24 protein-coding genes and 1 pseudogene are annotated in these 26,185 nt (G+C 50.5%); 7 read left to right on the forward strand and 18 right to left on the reverse strand.

Annotated features, from left to right (window positions below; all coding sequences use genetic code 11):
- Nucleotides 1-21 precede the first annotated feature (21 nt).
- The 4 genes from ACQ76X_RS16100 to ACQ76X_RS16115 form a co-directional block, all read right to left on the reverse strand.
- A complete protein-coding gene (locus ACQ76X_RS16100) occupies nucleotides 22-243 on the reverse strand; it encodes a hypothetical protein (RefSeq protein ID WP_438495000.1) in 222 nt (73 codons plus the stop codon).
- A 183-nt stretch (nucleotides 244-426) separates the two neighbouring features.
- Complete coding sequence (locus ACQ76X_RS16105; protein WP_038596555.1) at nucleotides 427-1,062, reverse strand: MBL fold metallo-hydrolase; 636 nt, start codon at nucleotides 1,060-1,062, stop codon at nucleotides 427-429.
- Nucleotides 1,063-1,629, reverse strand: coding sequence for a thioredoxin family protein (locus tag ACQ76X_RS16110; protein WP_038596557.1), 567 nt, complete (start codon nucleotides 1,627-1,629; stop codon nucleotides 1,063-1,065).
- Nucleotides 1,626-2,240: a DedA family protein gene (locus ACQ76X_RS16115; protein WP_076113346.1), complete on the reverse strand. Its 615-nt coding sequence runs from the start codon at nucleotides 2,238-2,240 to the stop codon at nucleotides 1,626-1,628. Before ACQ76X_RS16115 ends, ACQ76X_RS16110 begins: the two co-directional genes overlap by 4 nt.
- Nucleotides 2,241-2,471: 231 nt before the next feature.
- Between ACQ76X_RS16115 and ACQ76X_RS16120 the strand changes: the two genes are divergently transcribed.
- Both ACQ76X_RS16120 and ACQ76X_RS16125 read left to right on the forward strand, forming a co-directional pair.
- On the forward strand, nucleotides 2,472-2,807 hold the full coding sequence (locus tag ACQ76X_RS16120; protein ID WP_438495001.1) for an autorepressor SdpR family transcription factor: 336 nt from the start codon (nucleotides 2,472-2,474) through the stop codon (nucleotides 2,805-2,807).
- A 2-nt stretch (nucleotides 2,808-2,809) separates the two neighbouring features.
- A pseudogene (locus ACQ76X_RS16125) lies at nucleotides 2,810-3,373 on the forward strand (SdpI family protein); the annotation flags it as partial.
- Here ACQ76X_RS16125 and ACQ76X_RS16130 read toward each other — a convergent pair.
- The 4 genes from ACQ76X_RS16130 to ACQ76X_RS16145 all read right to left on the reverse strand — a co-directional run bounded on the left by ACQ76X_RS16130 (nucleotide 3,308) and on the right by ACQ76X_RS16145 (nucleotide 9,975).
- Entirely contained in the window at nucleotides 3,308-6,436 is a 3,129-nt protein-coding gene (locus tag ACQ76X_RS16130; protein ID WP_438495002.1) for an O-antigen ligase family protein, read from the reverse strand. The pseudogene ACQ76X_RS16125 and the gene ACQ76X_RS16130 sit on opposite strands and share 66 nt — an antisense overlap.
- 768 nt (nucleotides 6,437-7,204) lie before the next feature.
- A complete protein-coding gene (locus ACQ76X_RS16135) occupies nucleotides 7,205-8,398 on the reverse strand; it encodes a class I SAM-dependent methyltransferase (protein WP_438495003.1) in 1,194 nt (397 codons plus the stop codon).
- 75 nt (nucleotides 8,399-8,473) lie between these two features.
- Nucleotides 8,474-9,301, reverse strand: a complete 828-nt coding sequence (locus ACQ76X_RS16140) for a PhzF family phenazine biosynthesis protein (RefSeq protein WP_438495004.1) — start codon at nucleotides 9,299-9,301, stop codon at nucleotides 8,474-8,476.
- Nucleotides 9,298-9,975, reverse strand: a complete 678-nt coding sequence (locus ACQ76X_RS16145; RefSeq protein ID WP_438495005.1) for a DUF6483 family protein — start codon at nucleotides 9,973-9,975, stop codon at nucleotides 9,298-9,300. Before ACQ76X_RS16145 ends, ACQ76X_RS16140 begins: the two co-directional genes overlap by 4 nt.
- 276 nt (nucleotides 9,976-10,251) lie before the next feature.
- On the opposite strand from ACQ76X_RS16145, the gene ACQ76X_RS16150 reads away from it, so the two are divergent.
- Nucleotides 10,252-10,842: a helix-turn-helix domain-containing protein gene (locus tag ACQ76X_RS16150; RefSeq protein ID WP_438495006.1), complete on the forward strand. Its 591-nt coding sequence runs from the start codon at nucleotides 10,252-10,254 to the stop codon at nucleotides 10,840-10,842.
- Nucleotides 10,843-12,159, forward strand: coding sequence for an MFS transporter (locus ACQ76X_RS16155; RefSeq protein ID WP_438495007.1), 1,317 nt, complete (start codon nucleotides 10,843-10,845; stop codon nucleotides 12,157-12,159).
- A 121-nt stretch (nucleotides 12,160-12,280) separates the two neighbouring features.
- Here ACQ76X_RS16155 and ACQ76X_RS16160 read toward each other — a convergent pair whose 3' ends face one another.
- Together ACQ76X_RS16160 and yyaC are read right to left on the reverse strand one after the other, a co-directional pair.
- Nucleotides 12,281-13,066: an alpha/beta fold hydrolase gene (locus tag ACQ76X_RS16160; protein ID WP_438495008.1), complete on the reverse strand. Its 786-nt coding sequence runs from the start codon at nucleotides 13,064-13,066 to the stop codon at nucleotides 12,281-12,283.
- A gap of 125 nt (nucleotides 13,067-13,191) precedes the next feature.
- Nucleotides 13,192-13,716, reverse strand: a complete 525-nt coding sequence (gene yyaC / locus ACQ76X_RS16165) for a spore protease YyaC (protein ID WP_438495009.1) — start codon at nucleotides 13,714-13,716, stop codon at nucleotides 13,192-13,194.
- Between the two features lie 358 nt (nucleotides 13,717-14,074).
- On the opposite strand from yyaC, the gene ACQ76X_RS16170 reads away from it, so the two are divergent.
- Entirely contained in the window at nucleotides 14,075-14,299 is a 225-nt protein-coding gene (locus ACQ76X_RS16170; RefSeq protein WP_038596573.1) for a DUF1128 domain-containing protein, read from the forward strand.
- A 128-nt stretch (nucleotides 14,300-14,427) separates the two neighbouring features.
- On the opposite strand, the gene ACQ76X_RS16175 is transcribed toward ACQ76X_RS16170, so the two are convergent.
- Nucleotides 14,428-15,147 carry a pirin family protein gene (locus ACQ76X_RS16175; protein ID WP_038596575.1) on the reverse strand — a complete coding sequence of 240 codons (720 nt, stop codon included), beginning with the start codon at nucleotides 15,145-15,147 and terminating at the stop codon, nucleotides 14,428-14,430.
- Between the two features lie 432 nt (nucleotides 15,148-15,579).
- Here ACQ76X_RS16175 and ACQ76X_RS16180 point away from each other — a divergent pair, with 432 nt between their 5' ends.
- Together ACQ76X_RS16180 and ACQ76X_RS16185 are read left to right on the forward strand one after the other, a co-directional pair.
- Entirely contained in the window at nucleotides 15,580-16,104 is a 525-nt protein-coding gene (locus ACQ76X_RS16180; RefSeq protein ID WP_438495010.1) for a YtxH domain-containing protein, read from the forward strand.
- Between the two features lie 147 nt (nucleotides 16,105-16,251).
- Nucleotides 16,252-16,584: a DUF5665 domain-containing protein gene (locus tag ACQ76X_RS16185; protein WP_038596579.1), complete on the forward strand. Its 333-nt coding sequence runs from the start codon at nucleotides 16,252-16,254 to the stop codon at nucleotides 16,582-16,584.
- Nucleotides 16,585-16,851: 267 nt separating this feature from the next.
- Here ACQ76X_RS16185 and ACQ76X_RS16190 read toward each other — a convergent pair whose 3' ends face one another.
- From ACQ76X_RS16190 to ACQ76X_RS16220, 7 genes are all read right to left on the reverse strand, one after another.
- Nucleotides 16,852-17,622: a sigma-70 family RNA polymerase sigma factor gene (locus ACQ76X_RS16190; RefSeq protein ID WP_076113333.1), complete on the reverse strand. Its 771-nt coding sequence runs from the start codon at nucleotides 17,620-17,622 to the stop codon at nucleotides 16,852-16,854.
- Nucleotides 17,619-18,071, reverse strand: coding sequence for an anti-sigma B factor RsbW (gene rsbW / locus ACQ76X_RS16195; RefSeq protein ID WP_038596583.1), 453 nt, complete (start codon nucleotides 18,069-18,071; stop codon nucleotides 17,619-17,621). Before rsbW ends, ACQ76X_RS16190 begins: the two co-directional genes overlap by 4 nt.
- 18 nt (nucleotides 18,072-18,089) lie before the next feature.
- Complete coding sequence (locus ACQ76X_RS16200) at nucleotides 18,090-18,428, reverse strand: STAS domain-containing protein (RefSeq protein WP_038596585.1); 339 nt, start codon at nucleotides 18,426-18,428, stop codon at nucleotides 18,090-18,092.
- 97 nt (nucleotides 18,429-18,525) lie between these two features.
- Nucleotides 18,526-20,196, reverse strand: a complete 1,671-nt coding sequence (locus ACQ76X_RS16205; RefSeq protein WP_438495011.1) for a response regulator — start codon at nucleotides 20,194-20,196, stop codon at nucleotides 18,526-18,528.
- Nucleotides 20,197-20,214: 18 nt separating this feature from the next.
- Nucleotides 20,215-21,084: a CheR family methyltransferase gene (locus ACQ76X_RS16210; RefSeq protein WP_438495012.1), complete on the reverse strand. Its 870-nt coding sequence runs from the start codon at nucleotides 21,082-21,084 to the stop codon at nucleotides 20,215-20,217.
- A gap of 81 nt (nucleotides 21,085-21,165) precedes the next feature.
- A complete protein-coding gene (locus ACQ76X_RS16215; protein WP_438495013.1) occupies nucleotides 21,166-24,834 on the reverse strand; it encodes a response regulator in 3,669 nt (1,222 codons plus the stop codon).
- Nucleotides 24,831-25,997, reverse strand: coding sequence for a SpoIIE family protein phosphatase (locus ACQ76X_RS16220; protein ID WP_438495014.1), 1,167 nt, complete (start codon nucleotides 25,995-25,997; stop codon nucleotides 24,831-24,833). Before ACQ76X_RS16220 ends, ACQ76X_RS16215 begins: the two co-directional genes overlap by 4 nt.
- Nucleotides 25,998-26,185 lie beyond the last annotated feature (188 nt).

Consider the following 26,185-nt stretch of genomic DNA (forward strand, 5'->3'; position numbering starts at 1 on the left):
CGAATAGCTATATCAATTCGTTCATTCGTGATCCAAATTATTTTGCAGCTCCCAAAGTCTCCGCCGCCAAGGCTGAACTGCACCTTTCCCTCCAGGGAAATGCCAGAATAAAGTCCGCTCCAAACCGTCTGGAGTTCTGCCAAGAGCAGACAGCTCCGTTTCTTTCCCTTTACCGACTGCGAAGATTTCACTAGCTGTATCTGGCTTTCCATCGTCCATCTGGTAATGTATATCGTTCTTCAAGCCGCTTCCTCCCATACAATTCAACCTATTATGTAGACAAAAAAAGAACGCAAACCGGGATTATTCCACAGTCTGCGTGCTTCGCGAGGTAAATGTTACATTTAATTAACATTATTGTAGCAACTTTGTATCTTTATGTCCATCTCTATTTTCCCGGTTTATGTCGCATCCCAAGGAATAAGGTCACTGCATGGGGACGTAAGGATTGCGGAGACGTTCAAAGCCGATGGTTGTCCGCGGACCATGTCCCGGATATACCTTCACTTCTTCATCCAGCCGGTACAGCTTCCCGCGGATGGAGTCAATTAAATCCCGCTCTCTGCCGCCGGGCAGATCGGTACGTCCGACCCCCAGCTTAAACAGCACATCCCCGGAGAACAGATCATTTCCACACAGGAAGCTTACACTTCCCGGAGAATGCCCGGGGGTATGCATCACCCGGAAGGTGAGGCCCAGCAGCTGCAGAATCTGTCCTTCTGCCAGATCATACTCTGCAGGATCTGTGCTTATCGGAGGCGAGGCTTCCGGCCACATCAGTGAGCCGTTCAGCTTGGGACTGCTCAGCCATTCACTCTCCAGGGGATGAACATAGACAGGACATTTCTTGGCTTTGCGTATTTCATCTACGCCACCGATATGATCGAAATGGGCATGTGTCAGCAAAATCGCTTCAATCTCCATGCCTTCTATAGCCCGCACAAGACCGGCGGGGTTCATGCCGGGATCGATGATGATGCCACGCCCGGGATCTGCCCCGGTTAACAAATACGCATTGGTCTGGAGCGGCCCTAGATTATAGGAACGTATATTAAGCATAATTTAAAAGCCGGAGATCAGGCTGCGCAGCTCTCCCGCGATAACTGCGTGCGATTCCGTTCCTTCCCCGTAGGCTTGTCCCATCGCCTTGCGTACTTCGGCAATCTTGCTCTCGTAATCCGCGGCTTCGCGGTCGGGATTCTCCTGTTTGAATGCAGCCATCAGAGACTGCACATGCTCCGGACGTGGGCCCCAATGACCCAGCACATAACCTCCAGTATCGGCAAAGATGACAATCGGCACCGATCTGCCGCCCATCGTCAGGAAATCATCCATGACATCCTGATTCTCTTCCAGAATCAGCACTTCAGTCTTAATCCCCGCTGTCTCAAGAATGCGAAATACAACCGGCACATTGCGTACTACGTCACCGCACCAATCGGCAGCCAAGATCAGCACCCGCAGATCATCGCGATGGTTCAGACTCTCAAAGTATTCCCGGTCGCTTTCGTTATCCCAGGCAAACTTCTCATACCAGGACTCAAATGCCTGCTGATTCTTCGTCATCCCTTCCACGAACTGGCGCGGAGTAAGACCTTGACCAAATTTATGGGCTACATTCTGCTTCATACTGCACTACCTTTCTTCTTGGATTTGTACCACTTGAACAGAAAATATATAACGATAATGGCTATTGCAACGAGAATCAGCTCATGGGTGTACTTGGCCGCAACCTCGTCAATCGTTTCCCATTTGTCACCCAGAGTGTAGCCCAGGTAGACAAACAGTGCGCTCCACGGAATAACCGCGAGTGTGGTCAGCAGAGTGAATTTGCCTAACGGCATACGTGATATCCCTGCCGGCACGGAAATGGCATGGCGGACAATCGGAATGAAGCGGGCCGTAAAAATAACACCGGTACCGTACTTGTTGAACCATTCTTCGGAATGATCAATATGCTTCTTCTTGATAAAAATATACTTTCCGTATTTCTCCAGCACAGGTCTGCCGCCATAACGGCCGATCCAATACACAAAGATCTGGGCAATGACCCCACCCACCGTTCCAAAAAGAACTGCGCCAAAAAAGTTAATCTGCCCTTGCGAAACCAAGTATCCGCCAAAAGCAAGCACAATCTCACTCGGTATTACTTCAATCATGAGTCCGATCATAATCCCGAAATACCCAAGACTCTGAATCCACTCAAACAACTGCGAGACCAGATCAGAAAAAAAATGCAATGCAGCTCCTCCTCCCGTATTTGCGGAATTAGGCTTAGCGCCCTTCAGGCTCAGACGAACAACGCTTCCGCTCTATGTATCCAGCTTCTTCTAGCCTATTCTAGCATATGCGGCCTTACGACTTCTACTTACGAAGATGGAATCTATGGCATTCAACAGATTGACAATTTATGAAATGAGTGCAATTATATATTTAGATAATTATTTAAATATCGAAAGGTCGGATCGAAAATGAATGAATCCTTCAAAGCGCTGGCCGACCCTACCCGGCGGCAGATCATCCGGCTACTGCGGGAAAAAGACCGTACTGCCGGAGAAATCGCCGATTATTTTCAGATGTCAAAACCAAGCATTTCGCATCATCTCAGCGCACTGAAGCATGCCGGTCTGGTGCAGGATGAACGGAAGGGACAGTTCATTCTTTATTCACTGGATACCACTGTGCTTGAAGAGGTGCTTGGATGGTTCCTGGAATTGACCGGCACGGGAAAAGGAAGTGCACCAGATCATATATCTGCAGAAGACGGCAAAATGCAACACAACCATTCTAACTCGGAGGTTGAGTAAAGATGAAAAATTTCAAATGGAAGTGGCAGGACACACTAATAGTCATTTTGGGGCTTCTTTCTCTTGGTTTTGCGCTCATTAATTATGGCAAACTGCCTGATCAGCTCCCTCTCCAGTTCGGCATTACTGGAGAGGTTAACCGGTATGGGAGCAAAGGGCCGGCGATTGCACTGCTGGCATTCATGGGCCTGGCATTTCCCATTGGAATGCAGTTCATACGGAATATCGATCCCAAGAAAGAGAATTACCGGAAATTCGAAGGTGCTTATAAAATGACCCGCCTGGCTATCGCGGTGCTCGCCGATACTATACTTGTCCTAACCGTAGCCAGCAGTCTTGATCAAAATATTCCTGTCAGCAAATTAACTATGGTAGCAGTTGGCCTGCTGTTCATTGTTATTGGAAATTACATGCCGCAAGTTAAAGATAACTATTTCACCGGCATCCGCACCCCATGGACGCTGGCCAGTCCGGAGGTATGGCGAAAAACTCACCGTTTCTCAGGGTTCATGTGGATGCTGGGCGGGCTGCTGATTGCACTTGGCGCATTTATGCCAAAAATCCTGTCCATCAGTATGATTATCGCGGCCTTGCTGATCGCGACCATCATCCCGTACGTCTACTCCTGGTTCACCTCTCAGCGGATGAAGGCATGAGAGTAGGCCTGCCGGCTGCATTCCATATAGTGTAGCTGCTTGCAGTAATTTGGAGCGACAGACGTACTTTTCTGCTACCTGCTGATCAATCGCCGCTGTTGGCGTCTGTACGCTAACACGGCGTTCTTCTGCTACCGGGCTGTATGCCGCAGCCAAAACCTTTCTGAGCCGAAGCTCCAATGCTTCGGCTTCTGCTGTGAATCCAAACCACCGGTCATTGTGCTGTTGTCCTTTGCGGCACTCGCTGTCCGCCTGCAGGCGGAACTGATGCAGCAGATCGAGACCCGCAGCCGCACTGGCAGTCCCTCCCGCCCTATCCCCCGTTATCAACCTGCGCTGACTCATGTCGAGCATTCCATCAATCGCTTTTACCCTTTTGGCGGTATTATAGACATCCGCCTTCAAACTTCTGCGTATCCAGTGCAGTGCCTCTCCCGGATTACTCCCGTTCATCGACCTCTCCGCTATTTCCCATTGCACCGCAGCGTCTTCTGGCGCGTAGGCCAAGCTTCCGGTCAGCAGATCCTTTGCCTCCCGGTCCGGGAGCAGCCTTGATAGACTAACAACTGCCCGGGGCTCACGGGGATTCCATTCCAGCGATTGCCGGAGCAGCGCAATTCTCCCTGCAGGGTCTGGTTCACGGGCAGCCACCCTATACAATTCGGCACCCTTCATTAGCTGAAAGGATAGCAGACTTAGCGCCAAGCAAAGGCACCCGGTGCAGACCACAGCAGTAGCAGCCCTTACCCTTCGTTTCAAAACGAAGTGGCAGAGCCGCAAGCCGAGCCGCTGAGCTCTGCTCAACAAGCGAGGAAAACGCTTAGTACCGGGACTGTTGGCATGGGCAGCAGCAGGAAGAAAGTCTAGTGCTTGAATGGATGCATCCGGTCCGGTGGTGACCGCAGAGAAAGATGCCATTGTTCCAGATTCGGATACCGTTACACACTCATTGACTGCGGCATTTGACGGAATGCGGTCTGTCGAAGGGATAACAGCTATTCCTGGAGCGGCCTTGACTGCAGTAGTGCCGGACGAGTTATCCGTCTCCTGCCGGACCTCAGCAAACGCGAGCGCCGGCAGCAGAAACAGCAGCAGCCAAGTAAGCCCATAACTCCAGTCAAAATCAACCGCCCCATGCAAGACGATGACCAGCAGTGACGGGAGCAGCCTTGGAGCGGCTGCTCCTACCACCCATCCTGCCGCCAGCAGCAGAAGCAGGACTGCTGCCAGGCCGACAATTCCCAGATTCAGCAGGAAGTCGAGATAACCGCTATGCACCTGGCTGCCTACATAGGGACGGGACTGGGCGGCGAGGTACGAGTACCGCCAAGTCTCCCCCCCGCGCCCCAGCCAGGGCGCTTCCACCGCGAGCTTCCAGGCATCGCGGTAATAAAGTCCGCGCGCGGCGACCGTCATAGACGGTCCGGTGATCCGCTCGCTTACCTGGACAAGGACGGCGGTGCCCGCCGCCGTCCAGCCTGCCGCCGCCAGCACCAGCATGGCGGCGCGGACCCCACCCGCCGCGCTGGTGCTGCGGCGGTACAGCCACAGGCCGGCCAGCAGCGCGCCGGCCCAGAGTCCGGCCAGCAGCAGCAGGCCGGGTAAAGGCTCTACCGCCAGCCCGGCACGGGCCAGCTGGCGGTAGAGCAGCGCCGCGGCAGCCAGAGGCGCGGCGCCGGCGGCAAGAAGCGGCGCGAGGAGCCGCCGCTTCCAGAGCAGGACGGCGGCGCTGGCGCCAGCCGCAGCAAGCCAAGCGCCGCGCGACTCGCTGAGCAGCAGCGCGGCGGCGTACGGAAACAGCGGCAGCATGCGCAGCAGCAGCTTCGCGTGGCTTATTGCAGCAGGCTCACCGTGTTCTTGCTCCGCAAAAGCTACTGTACGCGCCAGCGTCTGCTCATCTGCTTCACGCCACTTCTCCTGCTCAACTTCTCCGTAAGCCCTGCCACGACTGGATCTGATTCTCCCCTCCTCTGATTCACGCCACTGCTCCCGTTCCACTTCCGTGTAGGCTCTACCTAACCAGTATCTTGTTCTCGCATCCTCAACTACATGCCGTTCCTCCCGCACCACTTCTCCATAGACCATGCCGCGACTGGATCTGACTCCTCCATCCTCTGCTTCACGCCACTTCTCCCCCTCCACTTCTCCATAGACCATGCCGCGACTGGATCTGACTCCTCCATCCTCTGCCTCACGCCGCTTCTCCCGCCCCTCTTGCTTGTTTCCCAAGCCCGAATAGGCTTCCTTAGGGAGCACTGGCGCCTCACTGCCGTCATCCTGCCCTTGCACTTTCCCGCGCTTCTTGTCCGTTTCCGCTGCATCCCGGCAGACAGAGAGCGCAAACAGACGCTCCAGCAAAAAAACAGCCATTACTGCACCGAAAGCGTTAGGATACTCTAGCAATCCCCCCAGTCGGGCACCTGTAGCACTGACCTCGGGTGATGTACTGTAAGCTATAGCAAAAGGAAGATTCAGCGCTCCACAGACGGCTAACAAGGCACTTATACTAATAAGCATACCTAGCAAGCTCCACACTACGCTAAGAAAACGGGCTCCCCAACGATGGCCTGCACAATAATAAGCGCAAAAAGCAAAGCTGGCGTACAGGCCCCAGCGCAACAGCTCATTCAGATTCCCCTGGGCTGATAAAGGTCCTCGGTGCCAGTGAATACCGTAGAGCGCAAGGATGGCAAGCGGACAGATCAACAGCAGTGCTGCTGCACTTCTATTGGCTCTGCGATTCCCGTAAATGCTAAGCAGGCTGGCTGAAGGCCCGCGCAGACCCTCTGCAACCAGCCATAACCCGAGGAATACAGCACATATGAGATACCATACCGTCAGAAACGGATACATTTCCCCGGCAAAGAATAACCCGCGCAGCAACACACCTGCCGTAACAGCAGCCAGCACCAAACCTGCACCAACAAATACCATTGCCGCCAACAAACGCCGCTCAGCCATGCCACTATGCATTTCAACTTCCTCCGTAGAATTCAAGTTCTCTTTAGTCTTTCCAGATTTGTCCTGAACCAAAAGGAAAACACAAAACAGGACGGCTGACTCCACATGGAGACTCACCGTCCTGCTTATTTATCGCGTTAGTATCGTTAATCACGTTATGACGTTAATGGTGTTAATCCCGGGATGATGTTAATGCCGTTAATGACGTTTAGAACATATGGGATGAATGTTCAGCAAAAAGTCTTTAGGCTAGGGTCTTGAATCTAACTGATGGTCTGGACTATTCCCTTTTGACAGTGGATCTTTCCACTCACTGTCTGACTCCCGGCAGGATATTAAGGGCTTGACTGAGTTGGGTAAGCCTTGCGGCGCTGCAACAAATCAGCACTCTACTTTCAATCCTCTATTCACGGAGGTTAGCCGTTCGGCAGTTGCCGTACACGCAGTAGCCAAATTCCTTGGTGATTGTATTTCGTACATTAGTATTTGTAATTGCGTGAACGGAATCAGATTCTATTGCAGTTTCTGCAGTCAAAAGAGCAGAATCTCGCCATATCCGCAACATTTACCGGATTCCAGTGTAGAAAGTGCAACAGATTGCCATTTCGGGGCAATTTCAGCTCATTCTATTGCAGATTCTGCAATGAAAGCATTACGGTGATACCATTTGGTATCACCGCAGTGTATTGATTTCAGACATATGCCATTCGGTCAGCAGCTCAGATTCTTCCGATTTGCCTATTGGCAGGCTTCAGCTGAATACAGCTCTTAATGCCCGGTTTATCCCTGCGCAAGAGCTTCCGCAGGCAGCAGGTCGGCGCAGACGCGTTCAAGGTACGGCTTGGCACCCAAGAAATCACGGAATGCGCTGTATTCGCGCCATTTGACGGCATTGTCGCCGCTTGTGCTTTTGACGGCCCGGATCAGGATGTTCTTCGGCGTATGCTCCATGTCGATGAACTCCAGCAGCTGGCTGCGGTAACCCATCAAATCAAGCAGCTTCGCCCGGATGGCATCAGTGGCGAGTGCAGAGAAACGTTCCTTCAGAATTCCGTGCGAGAGCAGCGGGCTGAGCACCTCGTTCTCCACCTGCCCAAATAGCTCATGCTGGCAGCAAGGCACCGAGAGAATAACCGATGCGCCCCAGCGTACCGCTTTTTCCAGTGCAGCATCCGTTGCCGTATCGCAGGCATGCAGTGTCACAACCATGTCCACTTGGTCCAGCTCGTTGTAATCGGCTATATCACCGACCAGGAAATGCAGTTTATCGTAACCCAGCCTCGACGCCAGCGCTCCGCAATGTTCGATGACATCGGCTTTCAGGTCAAGTCCGACAATATTCAGCTCCCGCCGCTCGCGGACAGCCAAATAATGATACAGCGCAAACGTCAAATAGGATTTGCCGCAGCCAAAATCAACAATCGTCAGCGGCCGGCCGGTTGGTAGATCACCCAGCACATCCTCAACCATCTCCAGGAAGCGGTTGATCTGGCGGAACTTGTCGTATTTTTTGGCCAGCACCTTGCCTTCGCTGTTCATAATTCCAAGCTCCACCAGGAACGGGACTGGCTCTCCCTCGTCCAGTACATAACGTTTGCGGCGGTTGTGGGCCAAGTCTGGCGCCTCCTGCTTGCTGGCCGATTTGGTAAGAATAGAAACCTTGTATTTTTTACTGATCAGCACCTGGTAATCAGCTTCCACAGTGCAGATCAGCGCTTGCCGGAAGGTAGCTCTCAATAGTGACATCATTTCTTCCGCAGCAGTGTCTGCCGGAATATTGCGGTGTTCCACTTTGGGGCCGATGGTATAGGCAAACTGATAATGCAGCTTGCCTTTTAGCTCAACAGGTTTAATCTGCACCTTGCTGTATGCAACTTCGCCTTTGCTGCGCAGTTGGCTTAAGGTTGCCGTAATCAGGGTACGGCCATTTATCACTTGATCAATCAGAGTTTTCAAAGATTCCACAGGGTACATCTCACTTTCGCAATCAAAATGGAGAGCAGGCTCTCCTGAATATCACTACATTATAGCATGTCCTGCTATACGATATCATAGTAGCTCGCCAACTCCTCCGGCAGGTACATGAAACTGTCCGCTAACCATGGTCACGGCCCGGCCCGATAAAGTCACGAGATCCTGACTCACTTCAAGCTGCAGCATCCCGCCACGCGCTGAAGCCTGATATGCAGTCAATTGTGTGCGGTTTAACCGTCCCGCCCAATAGGGAGCCAGGGCGGTATGCAGCGAGCCGGTAACGGGATCTTCATTGACACCAATGCCCGGGGCAAAAAAACGCGATACAAAATCAATGCCATCCGCAGCGCATTCTGCCGTAACCGCGACAGCCCTCGGCTGGAGCTTGGCCACCTGGACAAAATCCGGGCAGAGCCCCCGCACCCTTGTCTCATGATCCAGACGCACCAGCACGTTGTCGGCATACCGCACGGTTTCCAGCACATGTGCCTCCTCAATACCCAGCGCTGCCGCCAGCCCGGCTATCGGAGGTGAAGCTGTAATTTCATATGGAGGAAAATAGAGTGAAATCAGCTCTTCTGATTTCGATGCCCGCAGCAACCCGCTGCGCGTGTGGAATCTCGCTTCTTCGTGAGAACCCAGCCGCCCGGTTTCCCATAGGACATGCGCACTGGCCAAAGTGGCATGACCGCACAGATTCACCTCCACCGCAGGCGTAAACCAGCGCAGACGGTACCCTTCCTGCTCCGGCCACAGAAACGCCGTTTCGGACAGATTCATTTCCGCAGCCGTTTTGGCCATGAAGGCCTCATCTGCGGGATTTTCCAGCAGGCAGACGGCTGCAGGGTTTCCGGTGAACGCCTTGTCCGCAAAAGCGTCTACAATAAATAGAGGGGTATTCACGAAGGTTTCATCTCCTTTGCCGCTTCAGCGGTAAGTTTATTCCACTCCTCCTGCCCTTGCCTAACCTCTGCCAGTGGAAGATCACCAAGCTCCAAAGCTTCAGGTGGCAGCAGCAGCAACCGGCTGTACAGCTCTCCTCCCTCAGCTGCAACATCTATTCCCTGTTCCCACAATCTGTACAGACTGTCCTCAGCCTTGCCGTAACGTCCTATTGATTCCATATAGGGCAGAAGCAGCCGTTCTGTCTTCACCGGAAGAAGATAACCTTCGGTTTCCTGTAAAAGTTCATCTATTTCCTTCGTCATCTGCAGCAGCTCCCGATCAGCACCGTATTGATCGGCGTACAAAAACAGATGCAGCGACCGTATAAACCTGAACAATACAGCATCCTTATTGCCGCCGGCACTGTAGATGCCGCCTTCTTCTTTTAATAGCCGCGCCACGCCTTGAAGCTTGTCGGACTCAATTACGCCGCCCAGGCGAAACATATCTATAATATCCTCTACAGACAATGAGTTTAAAAGGCGGGAGTTCAGGCGAAAATGCCGGTTCAGCAGCTCATCCACTTCCCATAATGCCTCTGTGGTCTTCTTCTCCTGCTTCAATGTGAGCACCTTGGCAACCATTGCCGACATATCCTCGATCATCCGGACGATATAATCTCTTCGGAACATCCTGCACACCCCTCTCCAATACTATCCTGCCACGATTCCTCAGCAAGTTAAACCAATGATGATTGCAGTTATTTTAAAACAATCTTAAACCATTCCACCGCTCCGTGCCACCACTCCGTACCATGCCTTGGAATTCCTTGACAAAAAAACAAAGGCTACCCTATAATAACCTCACTGGTCTTACTGATCTGGATTCCAGATCAATCTAAAATACAGAATGAAGAGCATTGAATGGATTGCAGAGAAATTGAGATTGCACGGGTAGGAGGAATAGACATGAATGAAGACAATACCGGGCATAGTCAGCCGGAAACGGAGAACTGCGTGGAACAACTGCCAGTTCGTCAAGACCGGGACAAAGATCAGGAACAGCAGCAGGAAGCAGACCCTATCCAACCTCTGCAGGTTACACCAGAGCAGAACAAGCTGCTGGAAAGTGCGCTGCGAATCAAGATTATGCATGCGCTGGCAGATGAACCGCTAACCTCCAAGCAGGTTGCCGACAAGCTGCACAAGACACCCGGCAATATTCACTACCATATCATCAAGCTGTTCGATGGCGGACTGCTGGAGCTTGTCCGTACGGAAACAGCCGGAGGCATTATCCAGAAATTTTACCGCTCCAAAGCTACCTTCTTTCGCTCCGAGAACTTCAGCGGCTTCCAATTCCGCAAAGAGGATACAGTGGAGCATTTCGTTACAAGACTATCCTTGTCCCCCGCTGAGCTGAAGGCTTTCCAGCAGGAGATGATGAAGTTCATTTCCGCCTGGGAATCGAAAGTCACCCATGGAGAGGAATACGGTATCGATGTCATTATCGGCCGCCTGCATACAGATTCCCTTATAGAACCGGAGGATGGTCCCTAGATGATCCCTACTGCTGCACCCGAACATACCAAAAACAATCCGCTGCGCCGATTTGCCGAACCCTTTGCCAAATCACGGACTTTCCCTTTTTTATGGCTGGGAAATTTGATTTCCGTCCTGGGCAGCTCGGTGACCATGGTCATACTCCCGGTTATGGTCTACTCCCTGACTGGATCAACAACAACCATGGGCTTCGTAATGGCAATTTATATGCTGCCCAATGTGATCATGCTGCCGATTTCCGGGCATATTGTAGACCGCTACGACCGGGTCAGGATTATGATGATTGCCGATATCGCCCGCTTTGCCGTCATGATCATCACAGCCCTGCTGGCTTTGACCGGTCTATTGACCGTTCCGCTGCTCTGTATATTTGTAGGTGCTTACGGTCTGTTTGACGGTCTGTTCCGTCCCGCCTACGCTGCAGTCCAGGCCTCGGTGTTCACTCCGGAAATCCGGGTTGCCGCCAACTCACTGTCGCAAATGACTATACAGATGGTTCGTTTAATCGGCCCTTCACTCGGAGGACTGCTAATCACCTATCTCTCGGCTGGGGTCGGTTTTGGGCTCGACGCCTTTACTTACCTGTTCTCCCTGGTCTGTCTCATCTATTTGCGCAAAGCGCTGATGCCCAGAACACAGGCTGCAGTGTCCGCAGCCTCGTCACCTCAGGCACTTGAAACCGCCGCAGCTGCGGCAGCCTCTCCTCATAACGACTGGAAAGAGGATTTCAAAGAAGGCGTTGCTGTATTGCGCAGCAACCCCTGGCTATGGATTACCATCCTCGCCTTCTGCTTCATCAATATTTGTTACGCCGGCGTCACCAGCATCCTTGTGCCATGGCTTTTCAAAGTTCATCATGGCTGGGAGCCATATGTATACGGGCTTGCCGGTACTTTCTCCGGTGTCGGAGCCATTCTGGGCGGACTGATCATCGGCATGAAGCAGAGATGGAAACACCGCGGCATCATCGCCTACGGAGGAGCATTTCTAGGCGGCCTCGCGTTGCTTATCCTGCCGTTTGTTACTAGCCCTGCGGCAGCTATTGCCTTGTTCGCCCTGGAGGGATTCGGCCTCATGGTCTTCATCCTCATCTGGGAGATCAGCCTGCAGGAGCTCGTTCCGCAAGAAGCTTTCGGACGTGTAGCCAGTCTTGATCTATTCGGCTCCTTCGCCTTGCTGCCCGTCGGCTACATCCTTGTAGGCTGGCTCGCCGATCTTATAGGCGGTGTAGCTACGATTGCCATTTTCTCCGGACTTGGCATGGCCTGTATCGCTCTTGTTCTATGTGTTCCTGCAATCCGCAAGTTCAATTAAACATTTCCAGCGTGAAAGAGAGTTTTATAAAAAGGCAGCACCGCGTCAATAGACGGATGCTGCCTTTTTATGTAAGTGAAGTGTTTTCTTCACCCGTTATTTATGAGATCTCAAGTATCGGTTATTTCTTAACTTGCGCAAGCACGAAGTCTTTAATGATTTCCGATAAACGTTCCGGCGCTTCATACATACTCATGTGGCCTGCTCCGGAAATCGTCGCCTTGGTTACATTCGGCTTATCGGAAGTGAAGGTCCACTCGGCAGGAATCAAACCGTCTTCCGCGCCGGCAACGAGCAACACCGGCAGTGCGGTAGCCGAAATGACATCACGGCGGTCAGGGCGCTCACGCATGGCCAGTGCGGCACCGGCCGCGCCTTGCGGAGGTGTTCTATAGCCGATTTCCTTCGCCCGCTGCAACAGCTGCGGTGCTGCAGCAGGAGCGAAGAGTCCAGGCACCAGTCCGTCCACAAACGTAGTAATTCCATCGTTCTGGATCGTACTGACACTTTTCAGGCGTTTCTCCCTGGCTTCTTCACTGTCAGGATAACCCGTGGAGTGAATCAGTCCGAATCCCTTCAAACGTGAGGCATGCCGCTGGGCGAAGGACAGCGTTATATAGCCGCCAAGCGAATGACCCAGCAAGTAACATTCAGGGATTTCCAGCGCATTCAACAGGGAAAGAACATCATCGGCCATCTGATCGATGCTGTACGCTCCGAGCGGAGCATCCGAAACTCCGTGGCCGCGCAAATCCGGTGCGATCACCCGGTAGCTTCCGCTCAGATAAGGGATGACCTGCTCCCAATATCCGGAGCTTCCGCAAAAGCCGTGCAGCAGTACGATAACGTCGCCTTCGCCTTGATCACTGTAACAAATATTGGTTCCATCGCATCGAACATTTTCCATGGGCTGATTCCTTCTTTCTATGTAGTTGCTATACAAGGTATACGGATGAGTCTGCAATTAAATGGAATACCATTTGCTTGTCTTAATTATTTAAGCAGAACCGCCCGTCTTGAAACTTGTCTCCTCTATTTCAACCCAAAACCTTGTGCCGCAGCTGCGGCAATCTCTCCAGCCATTACCATTACCCTGTGCAACGGCGTCGTCTGCAGGGTCCGGTAAGGGCGGGGCCCGTTAATATCGACAATTGCCGCAAGACTATAATGCCCGACTGCTGGCAGACTCACACCGACCGACTGCGCTGGCCGCAGCGGCTCATTGGCTGCAAAATAACAGCCCAGTACCGCCGGCGGTCCAAGACAAGCATCAATGGCAATAATTATCTGCCCGGCGGGAATCCCTGATATCCGGTTAACGAGAGTATCCGCATCGCAAGGCGATGGAAGCGTGCCAACAACATTCGGGAAGCCATGCTCCACCAGTCTGCTTCCGGTCAGCGGCCCAAGGGCATCCCCTGTGGAGCGGTCGGTACCGATGCACAAGAATGTGACCTGCTCTGCCGAGTGATGATCCGCAATGCTTTGGAAGAAGGTAATCAGCCCGGCCGCGTCTTTTTTTACCCGTTTTCTGCTCTCCTGCTCCCTGATCGCCAATTCCCTGACTCCCTCCTGTTCTATATAAGTTGAACTTTAGATTTACCGAGCCGGCATAGAACGCAACTGCGGTGAATGTTTGGACTTCCGGCCGCTGTTGTCCACAGATTTCTTGATTTATACCGCTATTTGCGGTTGAAATCTGTAGACAAAGGCGGTCGCTATCGCTCCTACAGTTCCAAACTTCCCCTCCGCTGCTTTTGCCTCTAGGTAGTTCTTTAGTTCATCTTATATAGAAACCTTCGTTTATTTCTTTTAATTTAACATGATTTAGAGGAAGCCAACAAAAAAATGGTGTTTCCTTCCCCAATCATGATAGAATATTTGAATCCAAACACAGAGAGGACTGTTTAACCCCATGGATTTATCGCAGCCCAGCCAGGAAAATGTGGAATATATGATCGAGGGCATCAAGAGCAAGCTGAAGATGGCCAGCGCCGCAGCCATGCAGGCTTCTGCTTTCTCGGTGAACAACTATGAGGATATTCTTGATATTTATGAAGTTGCCATGAGCAGCGACCGGCTCAGCATCTCGCAGGTGGAGGCGCTTGTCTCCGAGCTTGGACGCCTGCGTAAGAAATAAATCAAATAACCTGTCATGCACAGGAGCTCCTTGCCTACGATTCCATCCGCGCGGATGGCCGTCAGGCAAGGAGCTCCTTTAGGATTTATTATGCTTACAAGTACAATGCAACGGGCAAGATTTAACGCTTACGGCAAATCAATCAGTATGAGTTCCGCTTCGCCCTCACTGCCAATGCTTTTGATCGTCAAGTCACAACCCTTGCGGATACGTGCGGCATCGCCTGGTTTCAGCTGAAAAGTGCCATCTGAGCAAGAAATCTCTACATCCCCGGAAATAAGGAAGATGTGCGTCCGCCTGTCTTCTTTTTGCGCATAATGAAGCTCCCTGTTCGTGTCCAGCACCGATAGATAGACAGTTGCATCCTCGCCCACCTTCAATGTGCCTTCCTCACCACTCCCCGAAACGACTGGCAGCAGCGTGTTGCTCTTGAACTCACGCGGGAAAAACTTTGCATCCCATTTCGGCGCAAGCCCCGGTGTGCTAGGAAGCAGCCAGATTTGCAGAAACCGCACATTGTCGCTCTCCGAAGGATTGGTCTCCGAATGATTAACCCCGGTTCCCGCACTCATGACCTGAACCGTACCTGCCTGAATATCCGCGTGATTGCCGAGGTCATCCTGATGCTTCAGTACCCCGGAAACGACATAGGTGATAATCTCCAGATCATGATGCGGATGCTCATGCATCCCTTGTCCCGGTTTCAGCTCATTGTCATTGTGTGCGAGCAGCGCACCAAAGTGTGCATTGCTGGGATCATCATAATCGGCAAAGGAAAAACTGAACTCACTGTGAATCCATTCTCTATTCGAAGTATGTCTTTCTGCTGACGTAACTACTTTTATCATATCCATGCACCTCCAAAGATGTTGGAACCTTCTCCATGCTTAACGGGTCGAAACCGCTCTTCGATTTAAATTGTTATAGGCGCTTTAATTAAGTATTTCTTACCCTGTTCCTTTCCCGGTCAATCATTAATGATTACTCCGAAAGAAGCAGGACTATAGGAAAGACCTCACAATTTACTATCAAGTGTGAACTTTCGTATTTCCGCATGAGGATATTTGTAAAGCTCCATATTTCGTTGTTTTTTATAGGAAAATCTCCCTTTGTTCACGTATCCTGCTCTAGTCTCTCCCATTCTTCTCCATGCTTGTCTGCTGTTTCAGCTTATACGCCAACGTTTATATACGAAGTAAGATACTTCAGGCTATCCTGAATTCGAATGACGGCAGCCGCCTAATTTCGGAATACCATAATCTAATGAGGAGTGATTAATCATGAATAAAGCAGAAACGGAACATCCGGTAGAAAGCGGAAGCACTTTTTTCAAAGGAATCTTTATTGGTGGTTTGCTCGGCGCTGCCGCTGCCCTGTTGTTCGCCCCTAAGCCCGGCCGTGAAATGCGCAGTGACTTGTCTGATAAGCTTACGCTGGCTACAGACAAAACCAAAGAGGTTGCAGGTGTCGTAACGGACAAGACTAAAACAATTGCGACTACGGTTGGGGAAAAAGCGACCGATCTCGCAAGCACCGTATCGGCCAAAGCCTCCGACATCTTCACTACTGTAAGTGACAGCAAACAGCAAATTGCTGCCACTTTGGCGGAAACAGGCAAAAAACTGGGCGATTCCATCAGTGAAGTCTCCGAAAATGTTGCTTCTGACGTAAAAGATGCGTCTAAAGAGGTAGCAGAGGAAGCTAAGAATGTAGCCGATGAGGCCAAAGCATCCTCTAAAGAGGTCGCCGATGAAGCCAAGGATGCCAAAGAGGAAGTAAAAGCGTCTTACAAGTCTTCTTACTAAACTACGGTGATTCACGGCTTGATCTAAATTTGAGAACAGCCAGCTCACCGCAGCTGGCTGTTGTTATGAGGAATGCAGCTTCTTCTAGCGAATGAAGCTGCATTTTTATCAAAGCCCTTATACGGCTAAAGAAAGCAGGGACGCCTTATGGGAGATGCAGGCAGCAAGACCAAAACCTACGAAGTCGAAGAGCATCCCTTTGAATTGCGGCATGAAGTCAAACGGCTGAACGCAAGGCTCGACAAAATTGCCGATTCACTGGAAAAATCCGAATTCAAGGATATCCTTGAGAATTATACGGATCCCAAAAAGCGGATTATTACGAATCTTATGGCCGGGATATCCAGGGGTCTCGGGCTTTCACTCGGTACATTCGTGATACTCGGCTTACTGGGTTACATTCTCAGCCTGTTTCTTGATGTACCCGTTATCGGTGAATATCTTGGAGAAATCAAAAAGTATATTGATGCCAACAGTTGATGCCAATAGCTGATAGCATCTTTATCAACCCCGCTAAGCAGTTTGTTCAGCAGACTGCTTAGCGGGGTTGATGTGTATGTCCGCTTCAGGCTGAATACAAACAAGCAGAAACGGCTTCGCCGTCCTCAAAAGGACGGTATCCGTTTCAGCGAGAAATAGAAGGATAATTTATAGCGTGAAGCATATAAATGCTTATATTTTAAAAAAGACATACCCTTCCCCGGCGGGGATAAGGTATGTCCTAATCTTGGGGACTAGCGATAAGAATCAATAGGAGGAGTTCGCCATGATCTGTTTCAGCTTCTCGGTGGCCCGCTTCTGGATCCGTGAGACGCTCATTTGTGATACACCGAGCTTCTGCGCGATGGCACGCTGCGACTGACCGTCCTGGAACGCCAGCAGCAGCACCTGCTGCTCTTGCTCCTTAAGCTGGCCCAGCGCCTGCTGGAGATCCATACGTTTCTCCACAGTCTCGTAATCGTTGGCTTCGGAGCTGATCAGCTCGCCGAGCGTAGCGCCCGTCTCCTCTTGCGAGAGGGGCGAATCCAATGATACGTAATGATAACATTCCCTGCCGGCCAGTACTTCCACAGTTTCTTCCACAGTAAGATCAAGATAATGGGCGATCTCTTCCACAGCAGGAGAACGTTCCAGCCTGATGGTAAGTTCATCAATGGCCTGCTGCACAAGGGCGCCTTTCTCTTTAATCCGTCTTGGGACCTGTATGTACCAGGATTTATCCCGCAGGAAATTTTTCATATGCCCGATCATGCTCTTCATCGCATACGGCTCAAACGGAATGCCCAAGCTGATATCGTACTGCTGCAGCAATCGGATAAGCGCCATCTGCCCAACCTGATACAGATCTTCATAAAGATCCGGACGGTTGCGGGCAATTTTCCCGGCAGCCATCTTCACCATCGGCTCATATTTCTTGATCAGCACGGTGGCAATTTCATTATCCTTGGTCTGCTGATATTCCCAGATCAAACTTACTGCTTCGTTCATGGACTCTGGGGGAGTCACTTTATCACTCATACTTTCTCCTCGCTGAAATTAAGCCGCTTAGTCAGGGTAACGACTGTCCCTCTCCCTGCTTCACTCACGACGCTTACGTCATCCATGAGCGCTTGCATTAAATAAAATCCCAGTCCGCCAACCTGAACATCACTCAGCTCTTTATCATGCAGCGTTATGCGTCCGTCGGGCGAATCCAATCCGTCAAAGCTCTCCCCTTCATCTTTGACGGTGATGGACAAGGCACTTGTTCCTACTTCAAAGATTACATCGACCAAACCATCTTCTTGGCCGTACGCATATAATACAGAGTTATTACAGGCTTCCGAAACCGCTACCTTCATATCCTCAATATCTTCATAGGTAAAACCCATTTTTGAGGCAATGCCATATAAATTCAGTCTAACGATATCGACATATTCTGCGCTCGCAGGTAACTGAAGAACTACTTTTTGCACGTCATCACTCATCCTTAGTTCGATCCTTTCCTAGTGGGAATTCTCTTGGGGGGCAAAAAACTTAGAAATACCGGTCATATCAAACAGCTTCTGGATTTGCGGCGGAACTTCTTCAACGGTAAACTTAACGTCCATCCCGTGTCTTGCTTTGAGGATCGAGAGCAGGATTCCAATACCGGTGCTGTCAATATATCTCAAGTCTTTCAGATTAATAACGAGGTCAAGCCCCGTATCTCCCACAAGCGGCTCCATGACCAAACGGAAATCGGGAGCAACAGACAAATCTAGTTCTCCAATCAGGGAAACCGTACAAACGCTGCCTTCAGTTTCGGTTTTTGCATGGAACTTTTCGCTTTTATGTGTATTCATAGACAACTCTCCTGATTAAATGTTTTCTTTACCAATAACCCTAAAGACCTAGGTTTGAAACAAAAAAACTAATTCTACATCATTGGCAAATACTGGTTTATGCTTTGAAAAGTGTTGTATTCCGTCCATTGACGTGACTATCCTGTCTTGAATAACGGGCAATAATTTGTTTAATACTGCTGAGCTTCAGCGGCTTGCTGATATAACCGTCCATGCCTGAAGCCATGCAACGGTTCTGGATACCCTCCATGACATTGGCCGTCATCGCGATGATGACTGCCTTCTCGGCGGATGGCCCATCGCTGATCCGGATTTTGGAGGTCGCTGTCAGACCGTCCATGACCGGCATTTGCAGATCCATAAAAATAAAATCATAAGCATATTTCATTGCCAGCTCCACCGCCTGGCTGCCGTCCTCGGCGACGTCGGCGTCATAACCCAGCTTATCCAGCATGCTGACCATAAGCCGCTGATTGATCGGGTGGTCGTCTACAACAAGGACTTTTCTCCGCCATCTCTGGTTGTCCACGTCTTCATACGGCTCCACCTCTTGAAATCCCCTTGCCAGCTCATCCTCAGGCTTCGCTGCCTCAATCGTGAATACAAAGGTCGCCCCTTTCTCCTCCATCGATTCTACGCGTATGTCGCCGCCCATCATCCCGACAAGGGATTTGCAGATTGCCAGCCCGAGACCGGTTCCACCGTATTTGCGTGTCATAGAAGAATCAAGCTGGGAAAAAGGCTTGAACAGCCGGTCACATTTTTCCGGAGAAATCCCGATGCCTGTATCCTTCACGGTAAATTCAACTACCAGTTTATTATCAGCTGTTGGCAGGCCGGATGCAACAAGGTAAACTCCGCCTTGATTGGTAAACTTCACCGCATTGGCGACTAAATTGATTAGAACTTGACGCAAACGGGCCATATCTCCGTAGATCAGCTTTGGAAGATTCTGATCAATGAAATAGGCCAACTCCAGGTTTTTCTTTCCTGCTTCGGCAGAAAACAAGCTAAATACCTCCTGAACGGTGGTCTGTAGCTCAAATAACTGTTCTTCCATTTCCATCTTGCCGGATTCCATCTTCGTGAAATCAAGGATATCGTTAATGACCGTAATCAGGGTATCGGCGCTTTTGCGGATAATCTCCGTATACTCCTTCTGCTCCGGAGCCAGCTCAGTTTCCATCAGCAGGTCAATCATACCCACCACACCGTTCATCGGCGTGCGAATCTCATGGCTCATCATAGCCAGGAACTCGGTTTTGGCATTAGCGGCAATCTCCGCCGCTTCCTTAGCCTTAACCAGCTCTCCGTTGATTTTCTCCAGCTCCTGCGTCTTTTGCTGCAGCAGCATAGACTGCATCTGATGTTTCTTATTAGTTAAGTGCATGTTAACGAAGCCCTCAATCTTGGACTTCAAGATCTGCGGAATGAAGGGTTTGACCATATAATCAATAGCCCCGGCAGAATATCCCGCGAACAGATGCTCCGCCTCTTTGCTGTTGGCAGAGATAAAAATAATTGGAATATCCTTCGTCTTTTCTCTGGCTTTGATTAATTTGGCGGTTTCAATACCATCCATACCTGGCATTTGTACGTCCAGCACAATCACCGCAAACTCATATCTTAATAAACATCTCAGCGCTTCTTCACCGGAATTGGCTTTGACAAGCTTATAGTGTTGACTCTCAAGCACAGCTTCAAGCGCCAGCAGATTTTCAGGACGGTCGTCAACCAGCAATATATGAATTGGTTCTTGAACCCCCATAGGCCCCCTCCTATCCCGCTATTTGTTCTTGCGATAGATTTTTTCCACTCTATCCAGGGGCTCGTAGCTGTTGCTATACCTGGTGAAGTGAATAGATTCTTTGGAGCCGAGCACCAGTACTCCGAACCGGCTGAGGCTCTCATAGAACAAGCCGTGCACATGGTCGCGAAGTTCATCATTGAAATAGATCATGACATTCCGGCAAAAGATGACATTAAATTCGTTGAATGAGGTGTCTGTTGCCAGATTATGCTCTGCAAAGATAATATTTTTACGCAAGTACGGCTGTAGAATGACTGAATTGTATTTCGCTGTATAATATTCAGAGAATGCGCGGGTCCCGCCCGCCTCCATATAATTCTTGGTATACTGCTTCATCTTACCGATCTCATATACGCCTTCCTTAGCCTGCTGCAGCGAGCGTTCGTTCATATCAGTGGCATAGATGCGCGCCTTGTCGTAAAGCCCCTCTTCGTGCAGCAGAATCGCCATGGAGTATACCTCTTCGCCGGTGGAGCAGCCCGCATGCCAGATCCTGATATAAGGATAAGTCCTCAGCAGCGGGATCACCTTTTGGCGGAAAGTTAAAAAGAGGCCTGGATCCCGAAACATTTCCGTCACGGGGATGGAAAGGCTGTAGACGAACCGTTCAAAGCAGGCGCGGTCATGCAGCACTTTCTCCTGCAGCGCAGATATGCTCGGCACATTCTCGGCATGGACGTGATGCCAGATACGCCGTTTCAAAGAAGGCATGGCGTAATTTCTGAAATCATATCCGTACAAGCGATGCACACCGCTCAGGAGCAGCTCAATTTCAATCTGCTCCAGCTCCTGCTTGCTTCCCGATTGGGTGAGCTCCTCATCATATCCCCGTTCCATAGCTGTCATGTTATCAAGGCTCCCTTGCATATGCCGTATTTCCGGTCTGTTGTTTGTTGGTGCTGTAATGCTATTACCCCAAATTTACGCTTACGAATACAACCAAACGCGCATTAAGGAAAGTAGCTGATCGGTACCGATCGGTTTCTTCATATAATCCGAAGCTCCCGCTTCAATACACTTGGCCCGGTCTTCCTTCATTGCCTTGGCCGTAAGCGCGATTATTGGCAATTTATGATACTGCGGCATCTGGCGAATCCGGCGCATCGCCTCATATCCGTCCATTTCCGGCATCATCATATCCATGAGCACGAGATCAAAATCTTCCTGTTCAACCAGCATATCGAGTGCTTCACGGCCATTCTCTGCGAACTTCACTTCCATGTGGTATTCTTCCAGCACGCTGGAGAGGGCAAATACGTTGCGTATATCATCATCCACGAGTAAAATCTTCTTTCCCTCAAACAGCTCTTCTTTATTGTGCAGCTTTTGCAGAATTTTACGCTTATCCTCCGGAAGATTGGCTTCCACCCGGTGGAGGAACAAGGTAGTCTCATCCAGCAGTCTCTCCGGCGAGCGCACATCCTTGATAATGATCGATTCGGCATATTTCCGCAGCTGTGTCTCTTCCTTGCTGTCCAGGTCCTTACCGGTGTAGATAATGATCGGCAGATCATTCAGTTCCTCATCATCGCGGATCTGATCAAGCAGTTCGAAGCCATTCATATCATCAAGCATCAGGTCGAGAACCATGCAGTCGTATTTCTGCTTACGCAGTTCACCGAGCGCTTCTTGTCCGGTTGAAACCGCCGTAATGGCGACATCATCATGGCCGATAAGCTCCATAATGGAACGGCGCTGAATTTCGTCATCCTCGACAATCAGCAGATGCTTCAGGGTACTGGCTGTGTAGCTCTCGATTTGTGAGAATGCCCGCTCCAGTGCCTGCCGGGTCGAAGGTTTTCTCAAGTAAGCCATCGCGCCCATCATTAGGCCCTGCTTCATCTCATCATTCACAGAGATGACGTGAACAGGAATATGCCGAGTCTGTGATGCGCCCTTAAGCTCTCTGAGTATCGCCCAGCCGTCCATAACCGGCAGCTGGATGTCCAGAATAATCGCATCCGGCAGGTGGGATTTGGCCATTTGCAGACCGATATCCCCCTGCAGCGCCACCAATCCCTTGAAACCGCGTCCGCGGGCCATATCAAGCAATATTTTGGCAAAGCTCTCATCATCCTCGACAATAAGCAGAACCTTATCGTTTGCCGTCAAATTCTCACGGTCATCCTCCACTATGATTGGATTAAGCGGGGCAGGTATGACATTCCCGGATTTAGCAGGTTGTAGTTCCTCCACGTATTCTGCCAGTGTTGCCGCCTCTTGGGCCGCTGCCACCTCAACTGCTCCTGGAAGCAGGCTGTAATTTCCTTGGACCGGCAGATACAGCGTAAACGTGCTACCTTGTCCCTCACGCGACTCCAGCCCGATGGCCCCGCCCATCAACCGTGCTAATTCACGGCTGATCGACAATCCAAGACCGGTACCGCCATATTTGCGGCTGGTCGTCCCATCCACTTGCTGGAACGCCTCAAATACGATATCTGTCTTGTCTGCAGGAATCCCGATACCGCTGTCTTTCACAGCTATGGAAATATACTCATACTCCGGCGGAAGGAAGGACGGCAATTGAGCGGGCACTGCACGGCTTACCTCAAATCCTACATAACCCTCGCTGGTAAATTTAAAGGCATTGGACAGCAGATTGCGCAGAATTTGCTTCAGGCGATGACTGTCTATAAATAAACTGTCCGGCAGCGGCTCATTAAAGGAAAGACGCAGAGAGAGCCCTTTCTTAAGGGCTTGAGGAGCAAAATTCTGTTTCACAAAGGTTTTGAGCTCCGTCAGCGGAACTTCTTCATAATTCAGCTCCATCTTACCTGCATCGACCTTGGAAAGATCAAGAATTTCATCAATCATCTTCAGGAGATCTGCACCGGACATATAGATCGTGTGCGCGAATTCAACCTGCTTTTCCGACAGGTTACCTTCTTTATTCTCGGTAAGCAGCTGCGAAAGGATGAGCAGACTGTTCAGCGGAGTCCGCAGCTCATGGGACATATTGGCCAGGAACTCCGATTTGTATTTGCTCGTTACAGCAAGCTGCATCGCCTGCTTCTCCAACTGGACACGGGCGTGCTCAATCTCATCCTTTTTCTCTTCAACCTCCTGGACCTGATCCTCCAGCGCGCGGGTTTTGGATACCAGTTCACTATTGTAGTGCTCCAGCTCTCCCTGCTGCCGCTGCAGCAGCTCCTCCGAACGTTTAAGCGCATCGGTCTGCTCCTCCAGATTCTCGTTGGAGCGGCGAAGTTCTTCCTGCTGGGTCTGGAGCTCCTCCGACTGGCACTGCAGTTCTTCCGTGAGCGCCTGTGATTCGCGCAGCAGCTCCTCCACAACGAGTCTGCGGCTGATATTGTTCAGGATGACACCGAGATTATTCGTCAATTGATGCAGCAATTCATTCTGCAGCGCGGTGAATGGCGTAAAGGAGGCAAATTCAACAACGCCGAGCAGTTCATCCTCAAACAACAACGGATAAATAGATATATGTTGAGGGTGGGAATCGCCAAAACCTGAGGAAATGGAAATATAATCGTCCGGAGCCTCTGAGAGTTTGATCGGCTTCTTATCCAGCGCGCTCTGTCCGACAAGCCCTTGGCCGATTTCAAACCCTTCCTTCGGCTTGTCGCCCCCTTCACCGGCATAATAGCCGCTTGCTGTGAGCAGATTAGGATTGTTGCTATCCTTCAAATAAACCGCACCGTATTGGGCTCCCAGCACAGGAGTGAATTCGTTGATAAAGGTCTGCGACACCTGATCAAGTGAACTGACGCCGCGCAGCAGTTCTGTTACCTGGGCGATATTCGCATTCAGCCAGGCCTGATCGCTCTGAGCCTGCGCATAAGCTTTTTCCAGCTGCTGCTTTTGTTCAAGGTCCTCTGCCATCTCCTGGAATACTCGGGCTACATCACCGATTTCATCCTTGGAGACTACCTTGATCCGGCGGATCGCCCGCATCTTGCCGTTTCCAAAGCTCGTAATCATCATGGAAACGACATTAAGACCGCGCGTAATGCTTGGAATCACCCAAAGGACGACACCAAGTCCAAGCAGCAGCCCTACAATCATAATCAGCGTTACCATTTGAATGGATCTTTCATAAGCTTTCTGCGCGGTGGCGTTTTCTTCGGTCATCTGAAAGGCATTGTAATCAGCGAGGGCATTCAAACTGTTTAGCACCTCGTTCTGAATGGCCTGTCCCTCTGTATTGCGGTAGGTGTTGGCATTCTGAAAATAACCGGCTGTAAGCATCTCCAACGCTTTATTCTGATAGTTCAAGTAAGCGGAATTAGCTTTCTTAATCCGGTTCAAAAATTCCATTTCCTCCGCAGCACTCATCGAAGCTTCTATGGTCTTCAAATACCCTTCCGCCTTGATAACCTTGCCGTCTATTTCAGTTTTCTGGGCTCCCACAGACAGCGTATCGGCATTCAGCATCGATGTGGTCAGGATCCGCGCCATATCATTGACTTCGCCCCGAAGTCCGGAAATCGCACGCCCCTTGCTGTATCTGTCCTGAAAGCCGTCTAGCTGGTTGCTCATATAATTAAGCCGATCGTATCCAATCAGCGTAAGTGCCAACATAATTGCCAGCATCGCGCTGAAGCCGATCAGCAGCTTGGCCTTTATCTTCATTCCTTATCCGTTCCTTTCTTCAGCGTGATCCACACCAGGCATTTGTCGTCATCACGTTCCTGATCCGCTTCATCTGTGAAAAAAGCCTCCTGCATAACCTCTTCACGCCATTCGTGGTCCCCGTTCAGATTCCTGATCATAAATTCCAGCTGCTCTTCCTGTTCACCTGGGGCCATTTCCAGCAGACCGTCAGTGTACATTACCAGATGCCCTTCCTCTCCGAAACTCAAACTCTGCGGCTGAATATCAATTCGGTCGAACAAACCGACCGGATGGCAATTGCTCTCCAGAAGCACAGGTCTCTTGGCGTTGCCTTCAAAGAGCAGCGCCGGCGGATGTCCGGCATTCACATAGTCAATTCGCTTCATGCGCATATCAATCACAAGATAAATCGCGGTAAAATAATACTGGACCAGCTGTTTCTCGATATAGAGCTGGTTAAACCGCCGGTTCAGCTCTTGAATCACCTTCTCGGGTTCCACGTACGTAGTCACAGTATCCTTAAGCACAGAGGCCAGGAACATACAGAAAAGCGACGAAGAGATCCCGTGTCCCATCATATCCAGCAGGATCACGGCATACCTGCCGTCTCCCAGCGGATACCAGGCATACAGGTCACCGGCCAGTTCAGCGGAAGGCTGATAGATGGCATGCGCCTCCAAAACCTCATCCTTAATTGGCAAACTGAGTACAGCATTCTGCACAAGTGCTGCAAGCTTCAATTCATCCTGCATCCGCTGATCCCGCTCTTTATGCCAATCCTTCTCCCGCTTGAGACGGAGCGCCAGCCGGATACGCGCCATAAGTTCAACCTTGTTAATCGGTTTCGTAACATAATCCACAGCTCCGGCATCCAGTGCCTCCGCCAATTTCTTGGAATCCCCCACAGCGGTAACCATAATAATCGGAATATCCCTTAGATGCTCATATTGTTGAACCACACGGCAAGCCTCGATTCCATCCATCTCTGGCATCATCATATCCAGCAGAATTAAATCGATATCCGACTGCTGCGGTCCTTTCTTTTCGCCTCCAATGCCAAGCAGTTTCAGCATTTCTTTGGCGGATGATGCTGTTATGAAATTTCGATAGTCTTCTTTTTTCAGGATTTCACGGATAATGATTACGTTAGTCGGGTTGTCATCTACGATTAAAATTCTCAAGCATCTTCACCTCGCACGATTAGTATTAGAGCCGTACAAATCCCTTACATCTATAATTCTATCATACGATATTTGAACGCCGTCTTTCCAATTGTAAACAATCTACCAGGAGAGTAATATATTGTATCAGCATTCAACAAAGTAACCTCCATCCCCACTAATTATAGTGGAGCTGGAGGTTACGCTAT

Source organism: Paenibacillus sp. IHBB 3054 (genome assembly GCF_051594305.1).
Classification (GTDB): Bacteria; Bacillota; Bacilli; order Paenibacillales; family Paenibacillaceae; genus Paenibacillus_AQ.